Genomic DNA, 24,413 nt, shown 5'->3' with positions numbered 1-24,413 from the left:
ATTATACTTCTTTAACTGATACTAGATGAGAAACTCTGTTGATCATACCGCGAACAGTTGGATTGTCTTCCAAAACAACTGACTGACGGATCTTTCTAAGACCTAGAGCAGCGACAGTTTTGCGCTGTTTTTCCAGTCTTCCGATCGTACTGCGCGTGAGGGTGATTTCTAATTTGTTAGCCATGTGCTTTCCCTCCTTATCCTAACAGTTCTTCTACAGACTTTCCACGAAGTTTCGCAACTTCTTCTGCACGTTTCAATCTGCCAAGTCCGTTAAGTGTAGCACGAACCATGTTGATTGGAGTGTTAGAACCAAGTGATTTAGAAAGGATGTCTCCGATACCACCAAGCTCAAGTACCGCACGTACAGGTCCACCGGCGATAACTCCAGTACCTTCTGCAGCTGGCTTCATCAAGATGTTGCCGGCGCCGAATTCACCGATGATTTCATGTGGAATAGTTGTACCAACGATAGGTATAGTAATTAGATTTTTCTTCGCGTCTTCGATAGCTTTACGGATCGCTTCTGGTACTTCTTGTGCTTTACCAGTACCGAAACCTACATGGCCGTTTTTATCGCCTACTACTACAAGAGCAGCGAAACGGAAACGACGACCACCTTTTACTACTTTAGCAACACGGTTAACCGTTACTACGCGTTCTTCAAGATCAAGTTTGTTCGGGTCAATTGTTGTACGCAAGTTGTGTCCCTCCTTTTTAGATTAGAATTTAAGACCAGCTTCACGAGCTGCTTCAGCCAATGCTTTAACACGTCCGTGGTAAAGGTAGCCTCCACGGTCAAATACGATAGTTGTTACGCCAGCTTCTTTCGCACGGTTAGCAACTGCTTCTCCGACCTTTTGAGCTGCTTCAACATTGCTTGTAGATTCTAGGCTAAGGCTAGCATCCTTAGTAGAAGCACTTGCAAGTGTTTTACCAGTTGTATCATCGATCAACTGTGCGTAAATGTGTTTGTTAGAACGGTATACGTTCAAACGTGGACGCTCAGATGTTCCTGAAATGCTTTTACGAACACGGTTATGTCTTCTCTTACGCGATTCGTTTTTTGCAACTTTTGTAATCATTCAGGTCACTCCTTTCTGGTTTAACGAAAAACCTTATTTCGCTGTTTTACCTTCTTTACGACGTACGAATTCGCCTTCGTAACGGATTCCTTTACCTTTGTAAGGCTCTGGAGGACGGATTGCACGGATGTTAGCAGCTACTGCGCCAACAGCTTCCTTATCGATACCTTTAACAACTACACGAGTGTTGGAAGGAACTTCGATTTCAATACCATCGCGGTGTTCAACTTCAACTGGATGAGAGTAACCAGCGTTGATCACGACTTTGTTGCCTTGTTTTGTAGCACGATAACCTACACCGATGATTTCAAGAGCTTTCTCATAACCAGCGTGTACGCCTTGTACCATGTTTCCAAGGATAGAACGAGTAGTTCCGTGAAGAGCACGGTGTTCCTTGCTGTCAGTTGGGCGTTCAACAGTAAGAACGTTCTCTTCAACTTTGATCACCATATCTTGGTGGAATGTACGAGTCAATTCACCTTTAGGACCTTTTACAGTCACAGTGTTGTTTTCATTTTTGAATTCAACGCCTGCAGGGATTTCAAGAATCTTTTTACCTACGCGGGACATATGTGCACCTCCTTACTAATTGTTGGGAATTACCAAACGTATGCTAGCACTTCGCCGCCGACAGCTTGCTCACGTGCTTCTTTATCAGACAATACGCCTTTAGATGTTGAAACAACTGCGATACCAAGTCCGTTAAGGACACGTGGGATTTCAGTAGATTTCGCGTAAACACGAAGACCAGGTTTACTGATACGTTTGATACCAGTGATAACACGCTCGTCGTTTTTACCATATTTCAAAAAGATGCGTAGAACACCTTGTTTGTCATCTTCTACGAATTCGTAATCGCGAATAAAGCCTTCACGTTTAAGGATATCAGCAACATCCTTTTTCAACTTAGAAGCAGGAAGCTCCAGTTTTTCATGACGAACAGTGTTTGCATTACGAATACGAGTTAGCATATCTGCGATAGGATCTGTCATAACCATTAATCATTACCTCCTTCCCTGATTTAGGGGATTACCAGCTTGCTTTTTTAACGCCAGGAATTTGACCTTTATAGGCTAGTTCGCGGAAACAAATACGGCATAGCTTGAATTTACGTAGTACAGAGTGTGGACGTCCGCAACGTTCGCAGCGTGTGTACTCTTGTACTTTGAATTTCTGTGGGCGCTGTTGTTTCACGATCATAGATTTTTTAGCCACAATATTCCCTCCTTTTTACCTTTATTTTTGGAAAGGCATGCCTAGCTGAGTAAGTAGCTCACGAGCTTCTTCGTCAGTGTTGGCTGTAGTTACGATAACGATGTCCATTCCACGTACTTTGCTTACTTTATCGTAATTAATTTCTGGGAAGATTAGCTGTTCTTTAACACCTAGAGTATAGTTACCACGACCATCAAACGCTTTGTTTGAGATACCACGGAAGTCACGTACACGTGGAAGGGAAACTGCGACTAGTTTTTGAAGGAATTCGTACATACGCTCACCGCGCAATGTAACTTTCGCTCCAATTGGCATACCTTCACGAAGACGGAAACCTGCGATAGATTTCTTAGCTTTCGTGATGATTGGCTGCTGACCAGCAAGCAATGCCAATTCCTCTACTGCAGAATCAAGTGCTTTAGAGTTTTGAACGGCGTCACCGACACCCATGTTAATAACGATCTTTTCGATCTTTGGTACTTGCATTACAGATTTATAGCTGAATTTTTCCATTAGAGATGGAGAAATTTCGCCTTGATATCTTTGTTTCAATTCATTCATCGAGTAGCCCTCCTTTCAGAAGAAATTATTTATCGATAGCTTGACCGGATTTCTTAGCGATACGGACTTTTTTGCCGTCTTTCACTTCGTAGCCTACGCGAGTTGGCTCTCCAGTTTTAGGATCGATCAGCATTACGTTAGAAACGTGAATCGCTGCTTCGATTTCGAGGATTCCGCCCTGCGGGTTATCCTGGGAAGGTTTCGCGTGTTTTTTGACGATGTTTACGCCTTCGACAAGAACACGGTCTTTCTTCGGATAAGCTTCAAGGATGGTACCTTCTTTACCACGATCTTTACCAGTGATTACTTTAACTTTGTCACCTTTTTTAACATGCATGTGTACTGCACCTCCTTAACAAGGCATTAAGTGTTTTACAATACTTCAGGAGCAAGGGAAACGATCTTCATGAACTTAGCGTCACGCAATTCACGTGCAACTGGTCCGAAGATACGAGTTCCTCTTGGGCTCTTGTCATCTCTTACGATAACAGCTGCGTTCTCGTCGAATTTGATGTAAGAACCATCTTTACGACGAACACCGCTTTTCGTACGTACGATTACAGCTTTAACAACTTCACCTTTTTTGACAACGCCACCAGGTGTTGCTTGTTTCACCGTACAAACGATTACGTCACCAATGTTAGCTGTTTTGCGACCAGATCCGCCTAGCACTTTAATTGTTAGGACTTCACGAGCACCAGAGTTATCAGCGACTTTCAAACGAGTCTCTTGTTGAATCATACGAGTGTTACCTCCCTTCGGAATCCTTCCGAGCGATCTTTAATTAGATAATTACTGCTTCTTCTACCACTTCAACCAAACGGAAACGTTTCGTTGCGGATAATGGACGAGTTTCCATGATACGAACCAAGTCACCAGTTTTTGCTGTACCGTTTTCATCATGCGCTTTTAGCTTTTTAGAATACTTAACACGCTTGCCGTACAGCTTGTGAGTTTTGTAGGTTTCAACAAGAACAGTGATTGTTTTATCCATTTTATCGGATACAACACGTCCAACGTATACTTTACGATTGTTACGTTCACTCATGTCGCGAACCTCCTCTCGGAATTTAGTTATTTACGCTTAATTCTCTTTCACGAACAACTGTCTTCATGCGAGCAATTGTCTTACGGACTGTGCGAATACGCGCTGTATTCTCAAGCTGTCCAGTAGCTAATTGGAAGCGCAGGTTGAAAAGTTCTTCTTTAAGAGACTTAACTTTTTGTTCAATTTCGGCAGTGGTCAGTTCTTTGATTTCATTAGCCTTCATTGATTTCACCACCAATTTCTTCACGTTTTACGATCTTAGTTCTTACTGGCAGTTTGTGAGAAGCAAGACGCAATGCTTCGCGAGCCACCTCTTCAGATACTCCAGCGATTTCGAACATGATCTTACCAGGTTTCGTTACAGCTACCCAGCCTTCAGGAGAACCTTTACCGGAACCCATTCGGACTTCTAGAGGTTTTTTAGTGTATGGCTTATCTGGGAAGATTTTGATCCATACTTTACCGCCACGTTTCATGTAACGAGTCATAGCGATACGAGCAGATTCGATTTGACGGCTAGTGATCCAAGCAGGATCAAGAGCTTGTAAACCCCATTCACCAAATGCCACTTCTGTACCGCCTTTAGCACGGCCATTCAATTTACCACGGTGTTGTCTACGATATTTTACGCGTTTAGGCATTAACATAATGCTTTTCCCCCTTCCTTATCGGTTGTTTTTAGTTGGAAGGACTTCGCCACGATAGATCCATACTTTAACGCCAAGCTTACCATAAGTTGTATCAGCTTCAGCTGTGCCATAGTCAATGTCAGCACGTAGAGTATGAAGTGGAACTGTTCCTTCGCTGTAAGATTCTGCACGAGCGATATCTGCTCCGCCTAGACGACCGGAAACTTGTGTACGGATACCTTTAGCACCAGCACGCATTGCACGCTGCAATGTTTGTTTCTGAGCACGACGGAATGAGATACGGTTTTCAAGTTGACGAGCGATGTTGTCTGCTACCAATTTAGCATCAAGATCTACACGTTTCACTTCTACGATGTTGATGTGAACACGTTTGCCAGTCAGGCTGTTCAATGCTTTACGAAGTGCTTCTACTTCAGAACCGCCTTTACCGATTACCATACCAGGTTTACCAGTATGAATAGAGATATTTACACGGTTAGCAGCACGTTCGATCTCCACTTTGGAAAGTGCAGCATCTTTCAAACGTTGTTCTAGATAATCACGAATTCTGATATCTTCATGTAGTAAATCAGCGTAATCTTTGCCACCGTACCACTTGGATTCCCAGTCACGGATGACGCCGACGCGAAGACCTATCGGATGTACTTTTTGACCCACTGCTTAACCCTCCTTCTTTTCTGTAACAACCACTGTAATGTGGCTAGTACGTTTGTTGATTTGGCTTGCGCGGCCTTGAGCGCGTGGACGGAAACGTTTCAATGTAGCACCTTCGTTAACGAATGCTTCAGAGATAACAAGGTTATCCGTATCCATTTCATAGTTGTGTTCTGCGTTAGCAACTGCAGAACGAAGTACTTTCTCTACTGCCAATGATGCACCACGCTGAGTGTGACGCAAAATCGCAATAGCTTCTCCAACATTTTTTCCTCGAATCAAATCAACAACTAAGCGGACCTTACGAGGAGCAATGCGAACTGATTTTGCCATAGCTTTTGCTTGCATTTAGGATTGCCTCCCCTCTTAGCGTTTTGTTTTCTTATCGTCGGCTGCGTGTCCTCTGTACGTGCGAGTTGGCGCGAATTCACCAAGTTTATGACCTACCATATCTTCAGTAACATAAACAGGTACGTGTTTACGGCCATCGTACACAGCGATTGTGTGTCCAACAAATGTTGGGAAAATAGTGGAACGACGGGACCAAGTTCTGATTACTTGTTTCTTGTCGTCTTCGTTCAATTTGTCGACTTTCTTTAGCAAATGGTCATCTGCGAAAGGTCCTTTTTTCAAGCTGCGACCCATACATAAACCTCCCTTTGCGATATGGAGACGGGTGAGAACGCCCGCCTTGCTACCACATTATTTTTTACGCTTACGTACGATAAATTTATCGGACTGCTTATTACGTTTACGTGTTTTGTAACCAAGTGTCGGTTTACCCCATGGAGACATTGGTGATTTACGTCCGATTGGAGCGCGTCCTTCACCACCACCGTGTGGGTGATCATTCGGGTTCATTACAGATCCGCGGACTGTAGGGCGTTTGCCTAACCAGCGAGAGCGTCCTGCTTTACCAACTACGATTAGTTCGTGTTCCAAGTTACCAACCTGACCGATTGTAGCACGGCAAGTACCTAGTACTAGACGTACTTCACCAGAAGTTAGTCTTACAAGAACATATTTACCTTCACGGCCAAGGATTTGAGCTTGTGCACCAGCAGAACGAGCTAGCTGAGCACCGCGGCCTGGCTTCAATTCGATGTTGTGGATGATCGTACCAACTGGGATTGTAGCAAGCTCCATAGCGTTACCCACTTTGAAGTCAGCACCTTCACCAGATAAGATCTCCATTCCTACTTCCAAGCCTTTCGGAGCAAGGATGTAGCGTTTTTCACCATCTACATAGTGAATTAGAGCGATGTTTGCAGTACGGTTTGGATCGTACTCGATTGTAGCAACGCGTCCTGGTATTCCATCTTTGTCGCGTTTGAAGTCGATAATACGGTATTGACGTTTGTGTCCACCACCTTGGTGACGTACAGTCAATTTACCTTGGTTGTTACGTCCGCCACGTTTGTGAAGCGGTGCAAGCAATGATTTCTCAGGCTTGTCAGTTGTAATTTCAGCAAAATCCGATACGGACATATTACGACGTCCGTTAGTGGTCGGTTTATACTTTTTAATCGCCATCGTTGTTTCCCTCCTTCTCTATTATTTCTTAAACACCTTCGAAGAAGTCGATTTCTTTACTGTCTTCAGATAGTGTTACTACTGCTTTTTTACGATCTGGGCGGTATCCGCCGTAACGACCTTGACGTTTGAATTTACCTTTAAGGTTTTGAGTGTTCACTTGTTCCACTTTTACACCAAAGATTACTTCAACCGCTTGTTTGATTTCGATCTTGTTAGCACGTTTGTCAACTTCAAACGTGTACTTCTTATCAACCATAAGGTCAGAAGAATGTTCCGTAATTACAGGGCGCTTAATAATATCACGTGGTTCTCTCATTATGCAAGCACCTCCCCTGCTTTTTCAGCTGCCTCTTTCGTTAAGATCAGCTTATCATGCGTAAGCAAGTCAAGAACGTTAACTTCGCTTTGAGTCAACACTTTAACGTTTTTAAGGTTGTTTGCAGAACGTACAACAGTTTCGTCTTTATCTGCAGTAACGATCAATACCTTTTTATCAACGTTTAGTGCGCTAAGCATAGCAACGACATCTTTCGTTTTAGGAGCATCGAATGCAAGGCTCTCTAAAACTACGATGTTTTCTTCTTGTACTTTAGAAGATAGTGCTGATTTAAGCGCTAGACGACGAACTTTTTTAGGTAGTTTGTAGCTGTAGCTGCGTGGAGTCGGTCCGAAAACTGTTCCACCGCCAACCCATTGTGGTGAACGGATGGATCCTTGACGCGCGCGGCCAGTACCTTTTTGACGCCATGGTTTTCTTCCGCCGCCTCGTACTTCAGAACGTCCTTTTACTTTGTGCGTACCTTGACGCATAGAAGCACGCTGCATTAGTACTGCTTCGTGTAATACATGTGTGTGTGGCTCGATACCGAAAACGGAATCATTCAATTCGATTTCACCGACTTGAGACCCGCTCTGGTTGAATAGTGCTACTTTAGGCATGATATATCCTCCCTTCGTATTGTGAATTAGTTACCTTTTACGGCACTTGATACTTTCACGTAAGATTTTTTCGCACCAGGTACGTTACCTTTAACAAGGATAAGGTTGCGCTCAGCGTCAACTTTAACGATTTCAAGGTTTTGAACAGTGATTTGCTCTCCGCCCATTTGTCCTGGTAGTGCTTTACCTTTGAAAACGCGCATAGGGTCAATTACACCCATGGAACCTGGTCTTCTGTGGTAACGTGAACCGTGTGACATAGGTCCGCGGGATTGGTTGTGACGCTTGATTGCGCCCTGGAATCCTTTACCTTTAGAAGTACCTGTTACATCTACTGTTTCTCCAGCTGCGAAAATCTCTACGCTAACCTCTTGTCCAACTTCGTGTTCGTCAAGAGCAGCGTCACGGATTTCACGAATGTAGCGCTTAGGTGTTGTGTTTGCTTTCTCAGCATGGCCTTTTGCAGGTTTGTTAGCGTTGTTTGCTTTCTGATCAGCAAATCCTAGTTGCAATGCGTTGTAACCGTCAGATTCGACAGTTTTCTTTTGAAGAATTACGTTTGGTTCAGCTTGGATAACTGTTACAGCTTGAAGTTCACCTGTTTCAGTGAATAGCTGTGTCATGCCGATCTTGCGTCCCAAGATTCCTTTCGTCATCCGTTACACCTCCTATTTTGTGTAAAATTATAGTTTAATTTCGATGTCCACACCGGACGGTAAGTCAAGTCTCATCAAAGAATCAACTGTTTGCGGTGTAGGACTAACGATATCGATAAGACGTTTGTGAGTGCGCATTTCGAACTGCTCACGAGAGTCTTTATATTTGTGCACCGCACGTAGAATTGTGTATACAGATTTCTCTGTAGGAAGCGGAATCGGACCTGATACGTTCGCACCAGAACGTTTCGCTGTATCTACGATTTTCTCTGCAGACTGATCAAGGATTCTGTGATCGTATGCTTTCAAACGGATTCTGATTTTCTCTTTTGCCATTATTTTCCCTCCTTTATCGCCCTTATTATTTAGGACATTCTCAGCGGAAATTAACTTGACCACCCTGCCATGGCAAAGGGGCCTGGTGTGCCAACAACCTCCCGCATCATCGCCTTTAAATGACCAACATTATAATTATATAGAAAAAACGCGGTCAATGCAAGTCTTATCTAGTTTTACAGCTTAAAAGTCTGCAATCCTTCATAAGATGACACTTTATGTATTATACATAGGCTTACTAGTGTTTTCAAGTCATTTCAGTATTTTTTACAATTAACTGGCGCTGCCAATCTTTTACTATAGTTAAATAAAAAAACAGACAGCACGTCTGCTGTCTGTTTCTTCTATATTGTTATATCAGCTTACGCTTCGATAACAGATACAACGCCTGATCCAACAGTACGTCCACCCTCACGGATAGAGAAGCGAGTACCATCTTCGATAGCGATTGGAGAGATAAGCTCAACAGACATCTCTGTGTTATCGCCAGGCATTACCATTTCAGTACCTTCTGGAAGGTGAACTACGCCAGTTACGTCAGTTGTACGGAAGTAGAACTGTGGGCGGTAGTTAGTGAAGAATGGAGTGTGACGTCCACCTTCTTCTTTAGAAAGAACATAAACTTCAGCTTTGAACTTTGTGTGTGGAGTGATTGTACCTGGTTTAGCAAGTACTTGTCCACGGTTGATGTCATCACGGGATACACCACGAAGTAGAGCACCGATGTTGTCACCAGCTTCAGCGTAATCAAGAAGCTTACGGAACATTTCTACACCTGTAACAGTTGTTTTCTTAGGAGCTTCGTTAAGACCGATGATATCAACTTCGTCACCGACTCTTACTTCACCACGCTCAACACGGCCTGTAGCTACAGTACCACGACCAGTGATAGAGAATACGTCCTCAACTGGCATCATGAATGGTTTTTCTTTGTCGCGTTCTGGAGTTGGGATGTACTCATCAACAGCGTCCATAAGTTCGAAGATTTTAGCTTCGTAGTCAGCGTCGCCTTCAAGAGCTTTAAGAGCGGAGCCTTTGATAACTGGTACATCATCACCAGGGAAGTCGTATTCGCTTAGAAGATCGCGAACTTCCATTTCAACAAGTTCAAGAAGCTCTTCGTCATCAACCATGTCACATTTGTTTAGGAATACAACGATCGCAGGAACACCTACGTTACGAGAAAGAAGGATGTGCTCACGAGTCTGTGGCATTGGACCATCAGCAGCAGATACTACTAGGATAGCTCCGTCCATTTGCGCAGCACCAGTGATCATGTTTTTAACATAGTCAGCGTGTCCTGGGCAGTCAACGTGTGCATAGTGACGAGAATCAGTTTCATACTCAACGTGTGCAGTAGAGATTGTGATTCCACGTTCTCTTTCTTCTGGAGCACCATCGATTTGGTCGTAAGCCATTGCTGTACCTGAACCAGTTTTCTTATGAAGTACAGTAGTGATAGCTGCAGTTAGTGTTGTTTTACCATGGTCAACGTGTCCGATTGTACCAACGTTAACGTGGGATTTGGAGCGGTCGAATTTTTCTTTACCCATTAGTAATTCCTCCTTAAATATGGAAATATCTCATGTATTAGATAGTATGTTTCTTGTACTCAGAAGCATGCGTGCACGCACGCTTCCAATACAAGTTATACTTGATTACTGGCAAAAAATCAATTATTGTCCAGAGTTTTTCTTGATAATTTCTTCTCCAACGCTTTTCGGCACTTCTTCATAGTGGTCGAATGTCATTGTGTAAGTTCCACGGCCTTGTGTGTTGGAACGCAACGCTGTTGCGTAACCGAACATTTCAGCAAGTGGCACGAATGCATTAACTACCTGAGCAGGTCCGCGTGTATCCATACCTTCAACACGTCCGCGACGGGAAGTGATATCGCCCATGATGTCACCCATGTATTCTTCTGGGATAACAACTTCCACTTTTACAAGTGGTTCCAAGATGACAGGGTTACATTTGTTCTTCGCGTTTTTAAGCGCCAAAGAAGCAGCAACCTTAAAGGCCATCTCGTTGGAATCGACATCATGGTAGCTTCCATCAAATAGAGATGCTTTAACGTCGATTAGCGGATAACCAGCCAATACACCGTTTTGCATTGCTTCTTTGATACCAGCTTCAACAGATGGGATGTATTCACGAGGAACTACACCACCAACGATTTTATTTTCAAACTCGAAACCAGCGCCTTCTTCGTTTGGCTCGAATTTGATCCAAACGTGTCCGAACTGACCGCGACCACCGGACTGACGTACGAATTTACCTTCGACTTCAGCAGCAGCACGGAATGTTTCGCGGTATGCTACCTGTGGAGCACCTACGTTTGCTTCTACTTTGAATTCACGACGCATACGGTCAACGATGATATCCAAGTGAAGCTCACCCATACCGGAGATGATAGTCTGACCAGTTTCTGGGTTTGTTTCAGTTCTGAATGTAGGATCTTCCTCAGCTAGTTTACCAAGGGCAACGGACATTTTATCTTGGTCCGCTTTTGTTTTTGGTTCAATCGCAACAGAGATGACTGGCTCTGGGAATACCATAGACTCAAGGATAACTAGTGATTTTTCATCACATAGAGTATCTCCAGTCGAAGTATCTTTCAAACCTACAGCTCCGGCAATATCACCAGCGTAAACTTTGGAAATCTCTTCACGAGTGTTTGCGTGCATTTGTAGGATACGGCCTACGCGCTCACGCTTGTCCTTCGTGGAGTTTTTCACGTAAGAACCTGCTTCCAATGTACCGGAGTACACACGGAAGAAAGTAAGTTTACCAACGAACGGGTCAGTTGCAACTTTGAAAGCAAGTGCACTGAATGGCTCGCTGTCGCTTGATTTACGTACGATTTTCTCTTCAGTACCTGGAACGATACCTTCGATAGCTGGTACGTCAGTTGGTGCAGGCAAGTAATCAACAACACCGTCGATTAGAAGCTGAACACCTTTGTTTTTGAATGCTGAACCACAGAATACTGGGTAGAATTCAACAGTTAGAGTCGCTTTACGAACAGCTTGTTTAAGCTCTTCGTTAGAGATCTCTTCCCCTTCAAGGTAGCGTTCCATAAGATCTTCATCTTGTTCAGCTACTGCTTCAATCAGGTTCGTGCGGTATTCTTCCACAAGATCCTTCATGTCTTCAGGGATTTCACGAACCTCAGAGTTTTGTCCAAGATCGTCAAGGTAGAAATGAGCTTCCATTGTAATTAGGTCAATGATTCCTTCGAAATCATCTTCCGCACCAATTGGAAGTTGTACTGGGTGCGCATTAGCGCCCAGACGCTCGTGCATCGTTTTAACGGAATAAAGGAAGTCTGCACCTGTTTTATCCATTTTGTTAACGAACACGATACGTGGTACACCGTAAGTTGTAGCCTGACGCCAAACAGTTTCTGTTTGAGGCTCAACTCCGGACTGTGCATCAAGCACAGCTACCGCTCCATCAAGTACGCGCAGGGAACGTTCAACTTCAACTGTGAAGTCTACGTGTCCTGGTGTATCGATGATGTTGATACGGTGGCCTTTCCATTGAGCAGTTGTTGCAGCAGATGTGATTGTGATACCACGCTCCTGCTCCTGCTCCATCCAGTCCATCTGAGAAGCACCTTCATGAGTTTCTCCGATTTTATGGATACGTCCTGTATAGAATAGAATACGCTCAGTTGCAGTTGTTTTACCAGCATCGATGTGAGCCATGATACCGATATTACGCGTATTTTCTAAGGAGAACTCTCTAGCCATGTGGTCTTTCTCCTTCCTAGAGTGAATTTCAGATAAATCTTACCAGCGATAGTGAGCAAACGCTTTGTTTGCTTCCGCCATTTTATGCATATCTTCACGTTTCTTAACAGAAGCACCTGTGTTGTTAGACGCATCAAGAATTTCGTTAGCAAGACGCTCTTCCATTGTTTTTTCGCCGCGTAGACGGGAATAGTTAACAATGTAACGAAGACCTAGTGCTTGACGACGCTCTGGGCGTACTTCAACTGGTACTTGGTAGTTGGAACCACCTACACGACGTGCGCGTACTTCAAGTACAGGCATGACGTTCTTCATGGACTGTTCGAAAACCTCCATTGGATCGTTTCCACTACGTTCTTTAACTAGTTCAAATGCTGCATAAAGAATCTTTTGTGCTTTACCGCGTTGTCCGTCAACCATGATTTGGTTGATCAAACGAGTTACCAATTTAGAGTTGTACAACGGATCTGGCAACACGTCACGTTTAGCTACAGGACCTTTTCTTGGCATATGTTCTCCTCCTTTCCGATGATGGTTATATTATATTAGTTTTATTTTTTAGGGCGTTTTGTACCATATTTGGAACGACCTTGTGCGCGGCCGTCAACACCTGAAGTATCAAGCGCACCACGTACGATATGGTAACGTACACCCGGTAAGTCTTTTACACGTCCGCCGCGGATCAAAACAACACTGTGCTCTTGCAAGTTGTGTCCGATACCAGGAATGTAGGCAGTAACCTCGATTCCGTTTGTCAAACGCACACGTGCATATTTACGCAATGCGGAGTTCGGTTTCTTCGGAGTCATTGTACCAACACGAGTACAAACACCACGTTTTTGTGGAGAAGACTGGTTAGTCAATGATTTCTTGAAACTGTTGTACCCTCTGTTCAATGCTGGAGAGTCAGATTTTCTTGTTTTGCTTACGCGACCTTTGCGTACTAATTGATTAATAGTAGGCATGTTTTTTCCTCCTTTCAAAGCTTTTTGTAATACCACACATCCAGGTGGTTCATTTTTAGGCAAAAAACAAAGCTTTCACGAGCTGAGCTAGCATCAGCTTCGCCAAAACTATCTTTTGATTGCCACAGTAGCTGTCCCTACATCTATGCCACAAGCTTCACCTAATCGCTTCATAGAATCGACTTGGATCGCTGGTATGCCTAATTCTTCTGCCAGCTTTCTTACCTGGCTGGTAATTTGCTCGGCAGCGTCATTTGCAATGACAACTGAGTTCACTTGGCCTTGCTTCATGGCCTTGAGTGTTTGTTTGGTTCCGATAACGATTCCCGTATTAGCTTGCGCTACTTTTTCATAAGACATATGCATATCCTCCAAAGTAAACAAGGAGAATCGGAAGCACCTTGATTATAGTATCACTCTAGTAAGCTGATGTCAATCACCTTAACGAGAGATTTACAGTGCTTCCGACAATTTTTTTGTTTCCTTGTGTATTAGGGCCACCGTTACGGTGTTACAGATTCGATCTCCTGACCTTCTGTCACTTCTTCAGGTGTATCAAGTTTCGCTTTGATCTTGCGGTACTGCGGCATGCCAGTACCAGCTGGAACAAGCTTACCGATGATAACATTCTCTTTAAGGCCGAGAAGTTCATCGCGCTTACCTTTGATAGCTGCATCCGTAAGGACACGAGTTGTTTCCTGGAAGGAAGCGGCAGACAAGAAGGAATCCGTTTCTAGAGAAGCTTTTGTAATACCAAGCAAAACTGGTTTACCGCTTGCTGGCTGGAAGCCTTCTCTTAGGACTTCACGGTTTGCTTCCCGGAATTGGTGGATCTCAAGAAGTGAGCCCGGCAATACATCTGTTTGACCAGAATCGATGACACGTACTTTACGAAGCATTTGGCGAACCATTACTTCAACGTGTTTATCGCCGATCTCTACCCCTTGCATACGGTAAACTTTTTGTACTTCTTTCAGTAGATACTGCTGAACGCCAGCTACACCGCGAACTCGAAGAAGTTCTTTCGGATCTACAGAACCCTCTGTCAGCTCTTGACCAGCTTCGATTGCGTCACCTTCGGAAACACGCAAGCGTGCACCATAAGGAGCTGTGTATGTCTTCGTTTCAACTGTACCTTGAACTGTAACTTCTTGCTTCTCTTTTACATCATTAATCTCGATAACTGTACCTTTGATCTCGGAGATGACTGCTTGACCTTTAGGGTTACGAGCCTCGAACAACTCCTGGATACGCGGCAAACCTTGTGTGATATCGTCACCGGCTACCCCACCTGTGTGGAACGTACGCATTGTAAGCTGTGTTCCTGGTTCACCGATGGATTGTGCTGCGATGATACCGACTGCTTCGCCGACTTCAACGTCGCTGCCAGTTGCAAGGTTGCGGCCGTAACATTTCTTACATGCACCATGTTTCGTGTTACATGTGAAGACAGTACGGATAGCCACTTCTTCGATACCAGCTTCTACGATTTGTCTTGCTGTATCTTCGTCGATCAATTCGTTCTTAGCGATAATCACATTGCCTGTTTCCGGATGTTTGACATTCTCGAACGCTGTACGGCCTACAAGACGGTCATACAAAGGCTCGATCATTTCAGTTCCTTCAGTCAGTGCACGGACTCTCAAGCTGCGGTCAGTACCACAATCTTCTTCACGGATGATAACATCCTGTGCTACGTCAACTAGACGACGAGTCAAGTAACCGGAATCGGCAGTTTTCAGTGCTGTATCGGCAAGACCTTTACGCGCACCGTGTGTAGAGATGAAGTACTCGAGTACTGTCAGACCCTCACGGAAACTGGATTTGATCGGCAACTCGATGATTCGTCCTGCCGGGTTGGCCATTAGACCACGCATACCAGCAAGCTGCGTGAAGTTAGATGCGTTACCACGGGCACCGGAATCACTCATCATGAAGATAGGGTTACGGTTGCTCAAGGATTTCATCAGACGTTCCTGGATGTCATCTTTCGCTTTAGACCAGATTGAGATGACACGGTCATATCGCTCTTCTTCCGTGATCAAACCACGACGGAACTGTTTCAGCACTTTATCCACGCGGGATTGTGCTTCATCAAGGATTTCCGTTTTCTCTTTCAATACGACGATATCAGAGATACCAACCGTAATACCTGCTTTAGTGGAATAACTGAATCCAAGGTCCTTCATGCGGTCAAGCATTTTGGACGTTTCACTGATCTTGAAGCGCTTGAACACTTCCGCGATGATATCGCCCAGGAAACCTTTCTTGAATGGAGAGATGATGTCGCGTTTCGCGATCTCCTCCTTGATATTCGCACCCTTCTCAACGAAGTAGTGAGCAGGTGTTTTCTCTTCCAAATTCTCGCGAGTCGGTTCGTTCATGTAAGGGAACGAGCTCGGCAAGATTGTATTGAAGATAAGTTTACCTACTGTTGTGAGCAGGATTTGGTTGTTTTGCTCTTCTGTGAACGTTTCGTTGTTCAAAGAACCGGCATCTACTGCCACACGAGTATGCAAATGTACATAACCGTTCTGATAAGCAAGCATTGCTTCGTTTACATCTTTGAAGACTTTACCTTCGCCGATAGCATCTTCACGCTCAAGTGTAAGGTAGTAGTTACCTAGTACCATATCCTGAGATGGTGTTACGACTGGTTTACCGTCTTTCGGGTTCAAGATGTTTTGAGCGGCAAGCATAAGGATACGAGCCTCAGCCTGTGCTTCAGCTGATAGAGGAACGTGGACAGCCATCTGGTCACCATCGAAGTCAGCGTTATAAGCTGTACATACTAACGGGTGAAGACGGATTGCGCGACCTTCTACCAATGTCGGTTCGAATGCCTGGATACCTAGACGGTGAAGTGTAGGTGCACGGTTAAGCAATACTGGATGCTCACGGATTACTTCTTCGAGTACATCCCAGATTTCCGGATGCAAACGTTCGATTTTCCGTTTTGCAGATTTGATGTTATGCGCAAGACCTTTTTCCACCAATTCTTTCATGATGAATGGTTTGAATAGCTCAAGTGCCATTTCTTTCGGAAGACCACACTGATACATCTTCAGATGCGGACCTACGACGATTACGGAACGTCCAGAATAGTCTACACGTTTACCAAGCAAGTTCTGACGGAAACGTCCTTGTTTACCTTTCAGCATATGAGAAAGAGATTTCAATGGACGGTTACCAGGACCTGTAACAGGACGGCCGCGACGACCGTTATCGATCAACGCATCAACAGCTTCCTGAAGCATACGTTTTTCGTTTTGTACGATGATGCTAGGTGCACCAAGGTCAAGCAAGCGTTTCAAACGGTTGTTACGGTTGATCACTCGACGATAAAGATCGTTCAAGTCAGAAGTAGCGAAACGTCCGCCATCAAGCTGTACCATTGGACGAAGCTCAGGAGGAATGATCGGAAGTACATCCAATACCATCCAGGAAGGTTCGTTTCCAGAGTGACGGAATGCTTCCATTACTTCCAAACGCTTGATCGCACGTGTTCTGCGCTGACCTTGAGCTGTTTTCAATTCTTCGCGAAGTGCTTCCACTTCTTTCTCCAAGTCGATGTCTTGAAGAAGCTTACGGATTGCTTCCGCGCCCATTTGAGCTTGGAACGTGTTACCGTATTTTTCGCGATAGAGGCGATATTCTTTCTCAGAAAGAAGCTGCTTCTTCTCAAGTGCTGTATCACCGGCATCTGTCACGATATACGCTGCGAAGTAAATAACTTCTTCCAACGCACGCGGAGACATATCCAGTACAAGACCCATACGGCTCGGAATACCTTTGAAGTACCAAATGTGAGACACAGGAGCTGCTAGCTCGATGTGTCCCATACGCTCACGGCGTACTTTGGCTTTGGTAACTTCTACGCCACAACGATCACATACAACGCCTTTATAACGGACGCGTTTGTATTTACCGCAATGACATTCCCAGTCCTTTTGAGGACCGAAGATGCGCTCACAGAACAGACCATCTTTTTCAGGCTTCAACGTACGGTAGTTGATCGTTTCCGGCTTTTTCACTTCTCCGTAAGACCATGAACGAATCTTATCAGGTGAAGCCAAACCTATTTTCATAAACTCAAAATTATTTACATCTATCAAGGGGCCTACCTCCCTTTTAGTATCCCGTTACTGCTATGCAGTCGATGTGTCGCCGCCTTACCCTTCCTGTACATCAAGATTGATGCGGTCAGGTACTTGCGTCTCGTCTTCATCTTCGAGTTCTCTTAATTCTACTTCTTCTTCTTCGCCATTGAGGATTTTAACATCCATACCAAGACTCTGAAGCTCTTTAATCAATACTTTGAACGATTCTGGTACACCTGGTTCTGGGACGTTATCACCTTTAACAATAGCTTCATATGTCTTCACACGACCGACTACGTCATCGGATTTGACAGTAAGAATCTCTTGCAAGGTATATGCCGCACCATATGCTTCAAGTGCCCAAACCTCCATCTCACCGAAACGCTGTCCACCGAACTGTGCTTTACCACCAAGCGGCTGCTGCGTAACTAGTGAATATGGACCTGTAGAACGTGCGTGCAGCTTGTCATCAACCATGTGCGCAAGCTTGATCATGTACGATACACCAACGGAAACACGGTTATCAAATGGTTCACCGGTTCTTCCGTCATAAAGGACTGTCTTCGCGTCACGTGGCATACCAGCTTCTTCGAGCGTTTCCCAAACATCTTCCTCGCGCGCACCATCAAATACTGGTGTTGCAACGTGGATGCCTAGTGCACGAGCTGCCATACCTAAGTGAAGCTCAAATACCTGCCCGATATTCATACGAGATGGTACCCCTAGTGGGTTAAGCATGATATCGACTGGTGTGCCATCCGGCATGAATGGCATATCCTCTTCTGGAAGAATTTTAGAGATAACCCCTTTGTTACCGTGACGTCCAGCCATCTTATCTCCTTCAGAAATCTTACGTTTCTGAACGATATAAGCACGTACAAGCTGGTTTACACCCGGAGGTAATTCATCGCCATCTTCACGGTTGAAGATCTTAACATCCAATACGATACCGCCGGCACCGTGAGGTACACGAAGGGAAGTATCACGGACTTCGCGAGCCTTCTCACCGAAGATCGCATGCAATAGACGTTCTTCTGCAGATAGCTCAGTTACACCTTTAGGCGTTACTTTACCAACAAGCAAATCACCATCGGAAACTTCAGCACCAACACGGATGATTCCGCGTTCGTCAAGGTTCTTCAGTGCGTCTTCCCCTACGTTCGGGATATCGCGTGTGATTTCTTCTGGTCCTAGCTTCGTATCACGTGCTTCAGACTCATACTCCTCGATGTGGATAGATGTGTATACATCATCTTTCACAAGGCGTTCGCTCATGATGATAGCATCCTCGTAGTTGTAACCTTCCCATGTCATGAAGGCAACTAGTACGTTACGGCCTAGTGCAAGCTCTCCATCCTGCATGGAAGGTCCATCAGCTAGGATTTCACCTTTTGTCACACGGTCGCCTACTGCGACGATCGGACGTTGGTTATAGCAAGTTCCTTGGTTGGAACGATTGAATTTCTGCAGACGATAACGATCTGTATCGCCTTTCACTTCACTGCCGCCGACTTCTGTTACACGGCGTACAATGATTTCTTTCGCTTCAACGCGCTCTACAATACCTTCTGCGCGGCAGATAACAGCTGCACCGGAGTCTTTACCGGATACATATTCCATACCAGTACCTACGATCGGTGCTTCCGGCTGCATCAACGGTACTGCTTGTCGCTGCATGTTCGCACCCATCAGTGCACGGTTGGAGTCATCATTTTCCAAGAACGGGATACATGCTGTCGCAGCAGATACAACCTGTTTCGGTGATACGTCCATGTAATCGATACGTTCACGAGCAACGATTGTATTCTCCTCACGGAAACGAGCAACGACTTCTTCATTTACGAAGCTGCCGTCTTCTGTTAACGGAGAGTTTGCCTGTGCGATAACATAGTTATCCTGCTCATCGGCAGTTAGGTAATCAATATGTTCAGTTACACGGTTTGTCTCCGGATCAACACGACGGTAAGGTGTCTCGATGAAACCGAATTTGTTCACTTTCGCATAAGTGGAAAGGGAGTTGATCAAACCAATGTTCGGACCCTCTGGCGTTTCGATCGGACACATTCTTCCATAGTGGGAGTAGTGTACGTCACGAACCTCAAAGCCAGCACGTTCCCGAGTCAAACCACCAGGTCCCAAAGCAGAAAGACGACGTTTATGCGTCAATTCACCTAAAGGATTCGTCTGGTCCATGAACTGGGAAAGCTGGGAGCTTCCGAAGAATTCTTTAATAGATGCAATCACCGGACGGATATTGATCAGCTGCTGCGGCGTGATAGCTGACGTATCCTGAATGGACATACGCTCACGTACCACACGTTCCATACGGGATAGACCGATACGGAATTGGTTTTGCAGCAATTCACCTACTGAACGCAATCTTCTGTTACCAAGATGATCGATGTCATCTGTGTCGCCAACTTCATATAATAGGTTAAAGAAGTAGCTGACTGCTGCCACGATATCGGCAGGATCCAGATTCTTCACACTGTCATCAACTGTAGCATTACCAGTAACGCTTAGTGTACGTTCACCTTCTGGGTCAGTTGGATCGACGATTTTGATTGTTTGCACGACGATTTGATCTTGTACTACTCCATCATGCGGCTCCAAGATGTTCTCGCCGAATTTGCCGTTAGAACCATCAAGATAAGGAAGAATCTTGTCAAGCAGACGACGGTCTAGCTTATCGCCTTTTTGTGCAAGTACTTCACCAGTCTCTTCATCGACGATTGGCTGTGCCAATGTCTGATTGAACAAACGGTTCTTAATATGAAGCTTTTTGTTCATTTTGTAGCGGCCTACATGTGCTAGGTCGTAGCGTTTTGGGTCGAAGAAACGGGAAACCAGCAAGCTTTTCGCGTTCTCTACAGTAGGCGGCTCTCCTGGACGAAGACGCTCGTAGATTTCAAGCAATGCTTTTTCAGTAGTTTCCGTGTTATCTTTCTCCAATGTGTTTCGCAAGTACTCGTTCTCACCGATCAAATCGATGATTTCTTGATCACTTCCGAATCCAAGCGCACGAAGCAAGACAGTGATAGGAAGCTTACGCGTACGGTCGATACGAACATGGACTACATCCTTCGCATCTGTCTCGAACTCAAGCCACGCGCCACGGTTTGGAATAACAGTTGCCGTATGGCCGCGTTTTCCGTTCTTGTCGACTTTTTCACTGAAATAAACACTAGGGGAGCGAACAAGCTGTGATACGATAACGCGTTCAGCACCGTTGATGATGAACGTTCCTGTATCTGTCATCAATGGGAAGTCACCCATGAATACTTCCTGTTCTTTTACTTCGCCTGTCTCGTTATTCAGCAAACGAACTTTCACACGAAGCGGAGCGTTATAGGTAACGTCTCTTTCTTTCGCTTCATCTACTGGATATTTCGGTTCGCCAAGGCTATAGTCGACAAATTCCAGCGATAAATTACCCGCGAAATCCTCGATCGGGGAAATATCCTGGAACATCTCTCGTAATCCTTCTTCTAAGAACCATTCATAAGAAGCGGTTTGAATCTCGATAAGATTCGGTAACTCTAGCACTTCACTAATACGTGCATAGCTTCTGCGCTGGCGGTGTCGTCCATACTGAACTACTTGACCTGTCAACAGCTTCACCCCTCAAATCAAACATTAGTAATGTATTCAAGCTGCAATCCGTAGACTGCAGTAAATCAACATCCTGCAGCAGGAATCTCCTGCTGTGAGCCTCTCATTTGACCGACCTTTTTTCGGATAAAGGTCTGCCTGAATTGCCGGAATGCCGATTGACTTTCCAAGCAATAAATTATATATTGTAGCTAACATAAATGAATCGCCACAATATTTGCATTGTTCACATCTTCTGTTTACATAGAAAAGCATTCGCATAAATACGAATGTGATGTGAATGTTGTAATGAAACGGGCTTCCCTTCCTGTTTAACAAAAATCAGAAAGTGGTATAGTTCCAACAGCGAAACACTCCTACTGTCCTTCCTGTACCGCCTTCAAGCTAAAAGCGAAAAAGGTTTTTACATAAAAACCGTTAAAAATTCAGCTTGCTAGCTCCTCCGAATGGCGACATAACCCTGATCATACATATTTAGATAAAATCGACGAAGGCAAAAACATAATAATGATAGCAGTCTTGCCAATCGGCCGACAGTTTAAACACGATTCTCTAAGAAAATTATAATCCTCTCCGAGTATCGTTATCTATTGGCATTTTACAATACTACCACAAGCTTTTATGCGAGTCAAACTTTTTTGGCTAATAGAATGTAATAGCCTTTTTCCTTCTTGACGATTTCACACGAGCCGAACAACTGATTCAATTTTTCCTGAGCAGATGGGGCACCTTGTTTCTTTTGAATGACAACCCAGAGCTCGCCCTGTGGAAGCAGTGCCTGGTAGCTCTCTTCAAATATCTGATGTACAACCTTCTTGCCTGCCCGGATTGGAGGGTTGGTGGCAATTGCCGCGAATTTCCGGTCCGAAAAAGCGGTTAAGCGATCACTCACATAAAAATGTGTATTTTCCGCTCCATTTGCCTCAGCATTCTGTTTCGCAAGTGCTACTGCGCGTTCATTGACGTCACTCATCACAATCTCGCGATTTGCGAATGCTTTCGCAAATGAAATGCCGATCGGTCCATATCCACAGCCAAGATCCAGTATATCCCCTTCTATTTCAGGCTCCCTGAAGACATCAATCAAAACCCTGGAACCAAAATCCACTTCCTTCTTGGAAAATACTCCGCTATCCGAAGTGAACATAAGTTCATTGCCTTTTAAAGTGAATCGCCATGTAGCAGGAGCACTTTTAGATTGCGGCTGATTGGTATAATAATGATCCGACATATTGGTCACCTTCTTTATTCAGGATCCATTCACGATTGCCATGGAGAAATAGATAAAAGGAAAGCTCGCCCGAGGGCGAGCTTTCTTGTTATTACTTAACTTCTACAGAAGCTCCAGCTTCTTCAAGTTTAGCTTTAAGTTCTTCAGCATCAGCTTTAGAAACGCCTTCTTTGATGTTTCCAGGAGCGTTATCTACAAGATCTTTAGCGTCTTTAAGACCTAGGCCAGTTGCTTCGCGTACAGCTTTAACAACTTTGATTTTAGAAGCGCCAGCGCTTGTAAGAACAACGTCAAATTCAGTTTGCTCTTCAGCAGCTTCAGCAGCTCCGCCACCAGCTACAGCTACAGGAGCTGCAGCAGTTACGCCGAATTCTTCTTCGATAGCTTTAACAAGATCGTTCAATTCTAGAACGGACATACCTTTAATCTCTTCAATGATTGTCTCTTTAGACATGATATTTCCTCCTTGGGGAATGTTTTATTTTGTTTTGAAGTCTCAGGCAGCCTTAAGCGCCTTGCTCTTCTTTTTGTTCTGCGATTGCTTTCGCAGCGTAAGCGAAGTTGCGAACTGGTGCTTGTAGCACGCTAAGCAACATAGAAAGCAAACCTTCGTAGTTCGGTAGATCCGCAAGTTCTTTAACTTGTTCTACAGAAGCTACATTGCCTTGGATGACACCAGCTTTGATTTCTAGTGCTTCGTTCTTTTTCGCGAAGTCGTTCAAGATCTTAGCAGGAGCAATTACATCTTCATTACTGAAGGCAATAGCAGTTGGGCCTGTCAAGTTCTCGTCTAGTTCTGTCAAACCAGCAACTTCCGTAGCACGGCGAGTCAACGTGTTTTTGTAGACTTTGAAATCCACTCCAGCTTCACGAAGCTGTTTGCGAAGTTCAGTCACCTCAGAAACAGTAAGACCTCGGTAGTCTACTACGATTGTAGATTGGCTCGCTTGGAATTTCTCAGCGATTTCTGTTACAACCTGTTGCTTTTGTTCGATGATCTTGGACATATGTTCCACCTCCTGTTAGCTTGTTCACAATTATACCTGGAGTTAACATGAAAAATGCCTCCATTCGACATGGAGGCATGATCACAAGGAACAGTCGGAACAGACTGCCTTTATATCTCACACACCTCGGCAGGAGATTAAGCCCTAGGGCACCTGCTGTCTTAGGTATAACGTTTATTAGGTTTTAACCACAGTTGATTATATAGTGTTTCCAATTAGATGTCAACAGACAATTAACGGAATGGTGCTACGTCAACTTTGATTCCAGGACCCATAGTAGAAGCGATTGCTACGTTCTTCATGTAAAGGCCTTTGGAAGCTTGTGGTTTCACTTTAATAAGTTGTTCGATCAATGCAACAAGGTTTTCTTCCAATTTCTCTTCAGAGAAGGAAGCTTTACCGATTGGTACATGGACGTTGGACTGTTTGTCAACGCGGTATTCAACTTTACCAGCTTTGATTTCCTGGATAGCTTTTTCTACGTCGAATGTAACAGTTCCAGTTTTCGGGTTAGGCATAAGACCTTTTGGTCCTAGTACACGGCCCAATTTACCAACTTCAGCCATCATGTCCGGAGTTGCAACGATAACGTCGAAATCGAACCAGCCTCCGTTGATTTTCGCGATTAGATCTTGTTCGCCTACGAAGTCAGCACCAGCAGCTTCCGCTTCTTTTGCTTTATCGCCTTTAGCGAATACCAATACGCGTTGAGATTTACCAGTACCGTGTGGCAATACCATTGCGCCACGGATTTGCTGGTCAGCTTTCTTAGGGTCTACTCCCAAACGGAAAGCAGCTTCGATTGTTTCGTCAAATTTAGCAGTAGCAGTCTTTTTGACAAGCTCAACAGCTTCTTTTACTTCGTACAATGCAGTACGGTCAACAAGCTTAAGTGCTTCTTGTTTCTTTTTGCTTTTTACAGCCATTTCCTTTTCCTCCTCGGATTGTGGTTTTAACGGTAGGACCTCCCACTTGTTAAAGCGGAGCGGACGAGTGTCCGCTATTGCCGGAAATGCCGGCTTTTAAAAAGGCTGCGAAATGGTATACTCCATTCACGCAACCT

General features: G+C 44.6%; 30 protein-coding genes, 1 pseudogene and 1 other annotated feature. All 31 genes and pseudogenes read right to left on the bottom strand.

Annotated elements, in window-relative coordinates; translation table 11 throughout:
- Nucleotide 1: 1 nt before the first annotated feature.
- The 31 genes and pseudogenes from rpmD to rplA all read right to left on the bottom strand — a co-directional run bounded on the left by rpmD (nucleotide 2) and on the right by rplA (nucleotide 24,276).
- A complete protein-coding gene (gene rpmD, locus CHH91_RS17160; RefSeq protein ID WP_095220654.1) occupies nucleotides 2–184 on the bottom strand; it encodes a 50S ribosomal protein L30 in 183 nt (60 codons plus the stop codon).
- A gap of 13 nt (nucleotides 185–197) precedes the next feature.
- Complete coding sequence (gene rpsE, locus CHH91_RS17155; protein WP_095224647.1) at nucleotides 198–701, bottom strand: 30S ribosomal protein S5; 504 nt, start codon at nucleotides 699–701, stop codon at nucleotides 198–200.
- A 21-nt stretch (nucleotides 702–722) separates the two neighbouring features.
- On the bottom strand, nucleotides 723–1,085 hold the full coding sequence (rplR, locus tag CHH91_RS17150) for a 50S ribosomal protein L18 (RefSeq protein ID WP_095224646.1): 363 nt from the start codon (nucleotides 1,083–1,085) through the stop codon (nucleotides 723–725).
- A 33-nt stretch (nucleotides 1,086–1,118) separates the two neighbouring features.
- Nucleotides 1,119–1,655: a 50S ribosomal protein L6 gene (rplF, locus tag CHH91_RS17145; protein ID WP_038565220.1), complete on the bottom strand. Its 537-nt coding sequence runs from the start codon at nucleotides 1,653–1,655 to the stop codon at nucleotides 1,119–1,121.
- A 29-nt stretch (nucleotides 1,656–1,684) separates the two neighbouring features.
- Nucleotides 1,685–2,083, bottom strand: coding sequence for a 30S ribosomal protein S8 (rpsH, locus tag CHH91_RS17140; RefSeq protein WP_038565217.1), 399 nt, complete (start codon nucleotides 2,081–2,083; stop codon nucleotides 1,685–1,687).
- Between the two features lie 31 nt (nucleotides 2,084–2,114).
- Nucleotides 2,115–2,300, bottom strand: coding sequence for a type Z 30S ribosomal protein S14 (locus CHH91_RS17135; RefSeq protein ID WP_038565213.1), 186 nt, complete (start codon nucleotides 2,298–2,300; stop codon nucleotides 2,115–2,117).
- A 21-nt stretch (nucleotides 2,301–2,321) separates the two neighbouring features.
- Complete coding sequence (rplE, locus tag CHH91_RS17130; RefSeq protein ID WP_095224645.1) at nucleotides 2,322–2,861, bottom strand: 50S ribosomal protein L5; 540 nt, start codon at nucleotides 2,859–2,861, stop codon at nucleotides 2,322–2,324.
- A gap of 25 nt (nucleotides 2,862–2,886) precedes the next feature.
- Nucleotides 2,887–3,198: a 50S ribosomal protein L24 gene (gene rplX / locus CHH91_RS17125; RefSeq protein WP_093728571.1), complete on the bottom strand. Its 312-nt coding sequence runs from the start codon at nucleotides 3,196–3,198 to the stop codon at nucleotides 2,887–2,889.
- 35 nt (nucleotides 3,199–3,233) lie between these two features.
- Nucleotides 3,234–3,602, bottom strand: coding sequence for a 50S ribosomal protein L14 (gene rplN, locus CHH91_RS17120; RefSeq protein WP_038565204.1), 369 nt, complete (start codon nucleotides 3,600–3,602; stop codon nucleotides 3,234–3,236).
- 43 nt (nucleotides 3,603–3,645) lie between these two features.
- Nucleotides 3,646–3,909 carry a 30S ribosomal protein S17 gene (rpsQ, locus tag CHH91_RS17115; RefSeq protein WP_038565201.1) on the bottom strand — a complete coding sequence of 88 codons (264 nt, stop codon included), beginning with the start codon at nucleotides 3,907–3,909 and terminating at the stop codon, nucleotides 3,646–3,648.
- A 22-nt stretch (nucleotides 3,910–3,931) separates the two neighbouring features.
- Nucleotides 3,932–4,132 (bottom strand): 50S ribosomal protein L29, encoded by a 201-nt coding sequence (rpmC, locus tag CHH91_RS17110; protein ID WP_038565198.1) that lies wholly within the window; start codon nucleotides 4,130–4,132, stop codon nucleotides 3,932–3,934.
- Complete coding sequence (gene rplP, locus CHH91_RS17105) at nucleotides 4,122–4,556, bottom strand: 50S ribosomal protein L16 (RefSeq protein WP_093728574.1); 435 nt, start codon at nucleotides 4,554–4,556, stop codon at nucleotides 4,122–4,124. The genes rpmC and rplP overlap by 11 nt, the downstream gene beginning before the upstream one ends.
- Nucleotides 4,550–5,216 (bottom strand): annotated as a pseudogene (rpsC, locus tag CHH91_RS17100) (30S ribosomal protein S3). Before rpsC ends, rplP begins: the two are co-directional and overlap by 7 nt.
- A 3-nt stretch (nucleotides 5,217–5,219) precedes the next feature.
- On the bottom strand, nucleotides 5,220–5,561 hold the full coding sequence (gene rplV, locus CHH91_RS17095; protein ID WP_093728576.1) for a 50S ribosomal protein L22: 342 nt from the start codon (nucleotides 5,559–5,561) through the stop codon (nucleotides 5,220–5,222).
- An 18-nt stretch (nucleotides 5,562–5,579) separates the two neighbouring features.
- Nucleotides 5,580–5,858, bottom strand: coding sequence for a 30S ribosomal protein S19 (rpsS, locus tag CHH91_RS17090; protein WP_038565186.1), 279 nt, complete (start codon nucleotides 5,856–5,858; stop codon nucleotides 5,580–5,582).
- Nucleotides 5,859–5,915: 57 nt separating this feature from the next.
- Nucleotides 5,916–6,746, bottom strand: coding sequence for a 50S ribosomal protein L2 (rplB, locus tag CHH91_RS17085; protein ID WP_095224644.1), 831 nt, complete (start codon nucleotides 6,744–6,746; stop codon nucleotides 5,916–5,918).
- Nucleotides 6,747–6,774: 28 nt separating this feature from the next.
- Nucleotides 6,775–7,065: a 50S ribosomal protein L23 gene (gene rplW, locus CHH91_RS17080; protein ID WP_038565180.1), complete on the bottom strand. Its 291-nt coding sequence runs from the start codon at nucleotides 7,063–7,065 to the stop codon at nucleotides 6,775–6,777.
- A complete protein-coding gene (rplD, locus tag CHH91_RS17075; RefSeq protein WP_095224643.1) occupies nucleotides 7,065–7,688 on the bottom strand; it encodes a 50S ribosomal protein L4 in 624 nt (207 codons plus the stop codon). Before rplD ends, rplW begins: the two co-directional genes overlap by 1 nt.
- 26 nt (nucleotides 7,689–7,714) lie before the next feature.
- Nucleotides 7,715–8,344: a 50S ribosomal protein L3 gene (gene rplC, locus CHH91_RS17070; RefSeq protein WP_095224642.1), complete on the bottom strand. Its 630-nt coding sequence runs from the start codon at nucleotides 8,342–8,344 to the stop codon at nucleotides 7,715–7,717.
- Nucleotides 8,345–8,371: 27 nt separating this feature from the next.
- On the bottom strand, nucleotides 8,372–8,680 hold the full coding sequence (gene rpsJ / locus CHH91_RS17065; RefSeq protein WP_038565171.1) for a 30S ribosomal protein S10: 309 nt from the start codon (nucleotides 8,678–8,680) through the stop codon (nucleotides 8,372–8,374).
- Nucleotides 8,681–9,042: 362 nt separating this feature from the next.
- A complete protein-coding gene (gene tuf / locus CHH91_RS17060) occupies nucleotides 9,043–10,233 on the bottom strand; it encodes an elongation factor Tu (protein ID WP_095224641.1) in 1,191 nt (396 codons plus the stop codon).
- Between the two features lie 123 nt (nucleotides 10,234–10,356).
- Nucleotides 10,357–12,435, bottom strand: coding sequence for an elongation factor G (gene fusA / locus CHH91_RS17055; RefSeq protein WP_095224640.1), 2,079 nt, complete (start codon nucleotides 12,433–12,435; stop codon nucleotides 10,357–10,359).
- A gap of 39 nt (nucleotides 12,436–12,474) precedes the next feature.
- Nucleotides 12,475–12,945, bottom strand: coding sequence for a 30S ribosomal protein S7 (gene rpsG / locus CHH91_RS17050; RefSeq protein WP_093728583.1), 471 nt, complete (start codon nucleotides 12,943–12,945; stop codon nucleotides 12,475–12,477).
- Between the two features lie 41 nt (nucleotides 12,946–12,986).
- A complete protein-coding gene (gene rpsL / locus CHH91_RS17045) occupies nucleotides 12,987–13,400 on the bottom strand; it encodes a 30S ribosomal protein S12 (protein WP_095224639.1) in 414 nt (137 codons plus the stop codon).
- A gap of 108 nt (nucleotides 13,401–13,508) precedes the next feature.
- Nucleotides 13,509–13,760, bottom strand: a complete 252-nt coding sequence (locus tag CHH91_RS17040; protein ID WP_095224638.1) for a 50S ribosomal protein L7ae-like protein — start codon at nucleotides 13,758–13,760, stop codon at nucleotides 13,509–13,511.
- 143 nt (nucleotides 13,761–13,903) lie between these two features.
- Nucleotides 13,904–17,515: a DNA-directed RNA polymerase subunit beta' gene (gene rpoC / locus CHH91_RS17035; protein ID WP_095224637.1), complete on the bottom strand. Its 3,612-nt coding sequence runs from the start codon at nucleotides 17,513–17,515 to the stop codon at nucleotides 13,904–13,906.
- A gap of 57 nt (nucleotides 17,516–17,572) precedes the next feature.
- Entirely contained in the window at nucleotides 17,573–21,112 is a 3,540-nt protein-coding gene (gene rpoB, locus CHH91_RS17030; RefSeq protein ID WP_095224636.1) for a DNA-directed RNA polymerase subunit beta, read from the bottom strand.
- 628 nt (nucleotides 21,113–21,740) lie between these two features.
- Nucleotides 21,741–22,343, bottom strand: coding sequence for a class I SAM-dependent methyltransferase (locus CHH91_RS17025; RefSeq protein ID WP_095224635.1), 603 nt, complete (start codon nucleotides 22,341–22,343; stop codon nucleotides 21,741–21,743).
- Nucleotides 22,344–22,434: 91 nt separating this feature from the next.
- Entirely contained in the window at nucleotides 22,435–22,797 is a 363-nt protein-coding gene (gene rplL, locus CHH91_RS17020; protein ID WP_095224634.1) for a 50S ribosomal protein L7/L12, read from the bottom strand.
- A 52-nt stretch (nucleotides 22,798–22,849) separates the two neighbouring features.
- A complete protein-coding gene (rplJ, locus tag CHH91_RS17015) occupies nucleotides 22,850–23,350 on the bottom strand; it encodes a 50S ribosomal protein L10 (protein ID WP_038565146.1) in 501 nt (166 codons plus the stop codon).
- 39 nt (nucleotides 23,351–23,389) lie between these two features.
- Nucleotides 23,390–23,534 (bottom strand) — a sequence feature (ribosomal protein L10 leader region).
- 49 nt (nucleotides 23,535–23,583) lie between these two features.
- Nucleotides 23,584–24,276 carry a 50S ribosomal protein L1 gene (gene rplA, locus CHH91_RS17010; RefSeq protein WP_095224633.1) on the bottom strand — a complete coding sequence of 231 codons (693 nt, stop codon included), beginning with the start codon at nucleotides 24,274–24,276 and terminating at the stop codon, nucleotides 23,584–23,586.
- Between the last annotated feature and the right edge of the window lie 137 nt (nucleotides 24,277–24,413).

Source organism: Virgibacillus sp. 7505 (assembly GCF_002272135.1).
Lineage (GTDB): Bacteria > Bacillota > Bacilli > Bacillales > Amphibacillaceae > Terribacillus.
Note: the sequence above shows the minus strand (reverse complement) of the source record. Positions and strands in the feature narration are given on the sequence as shown.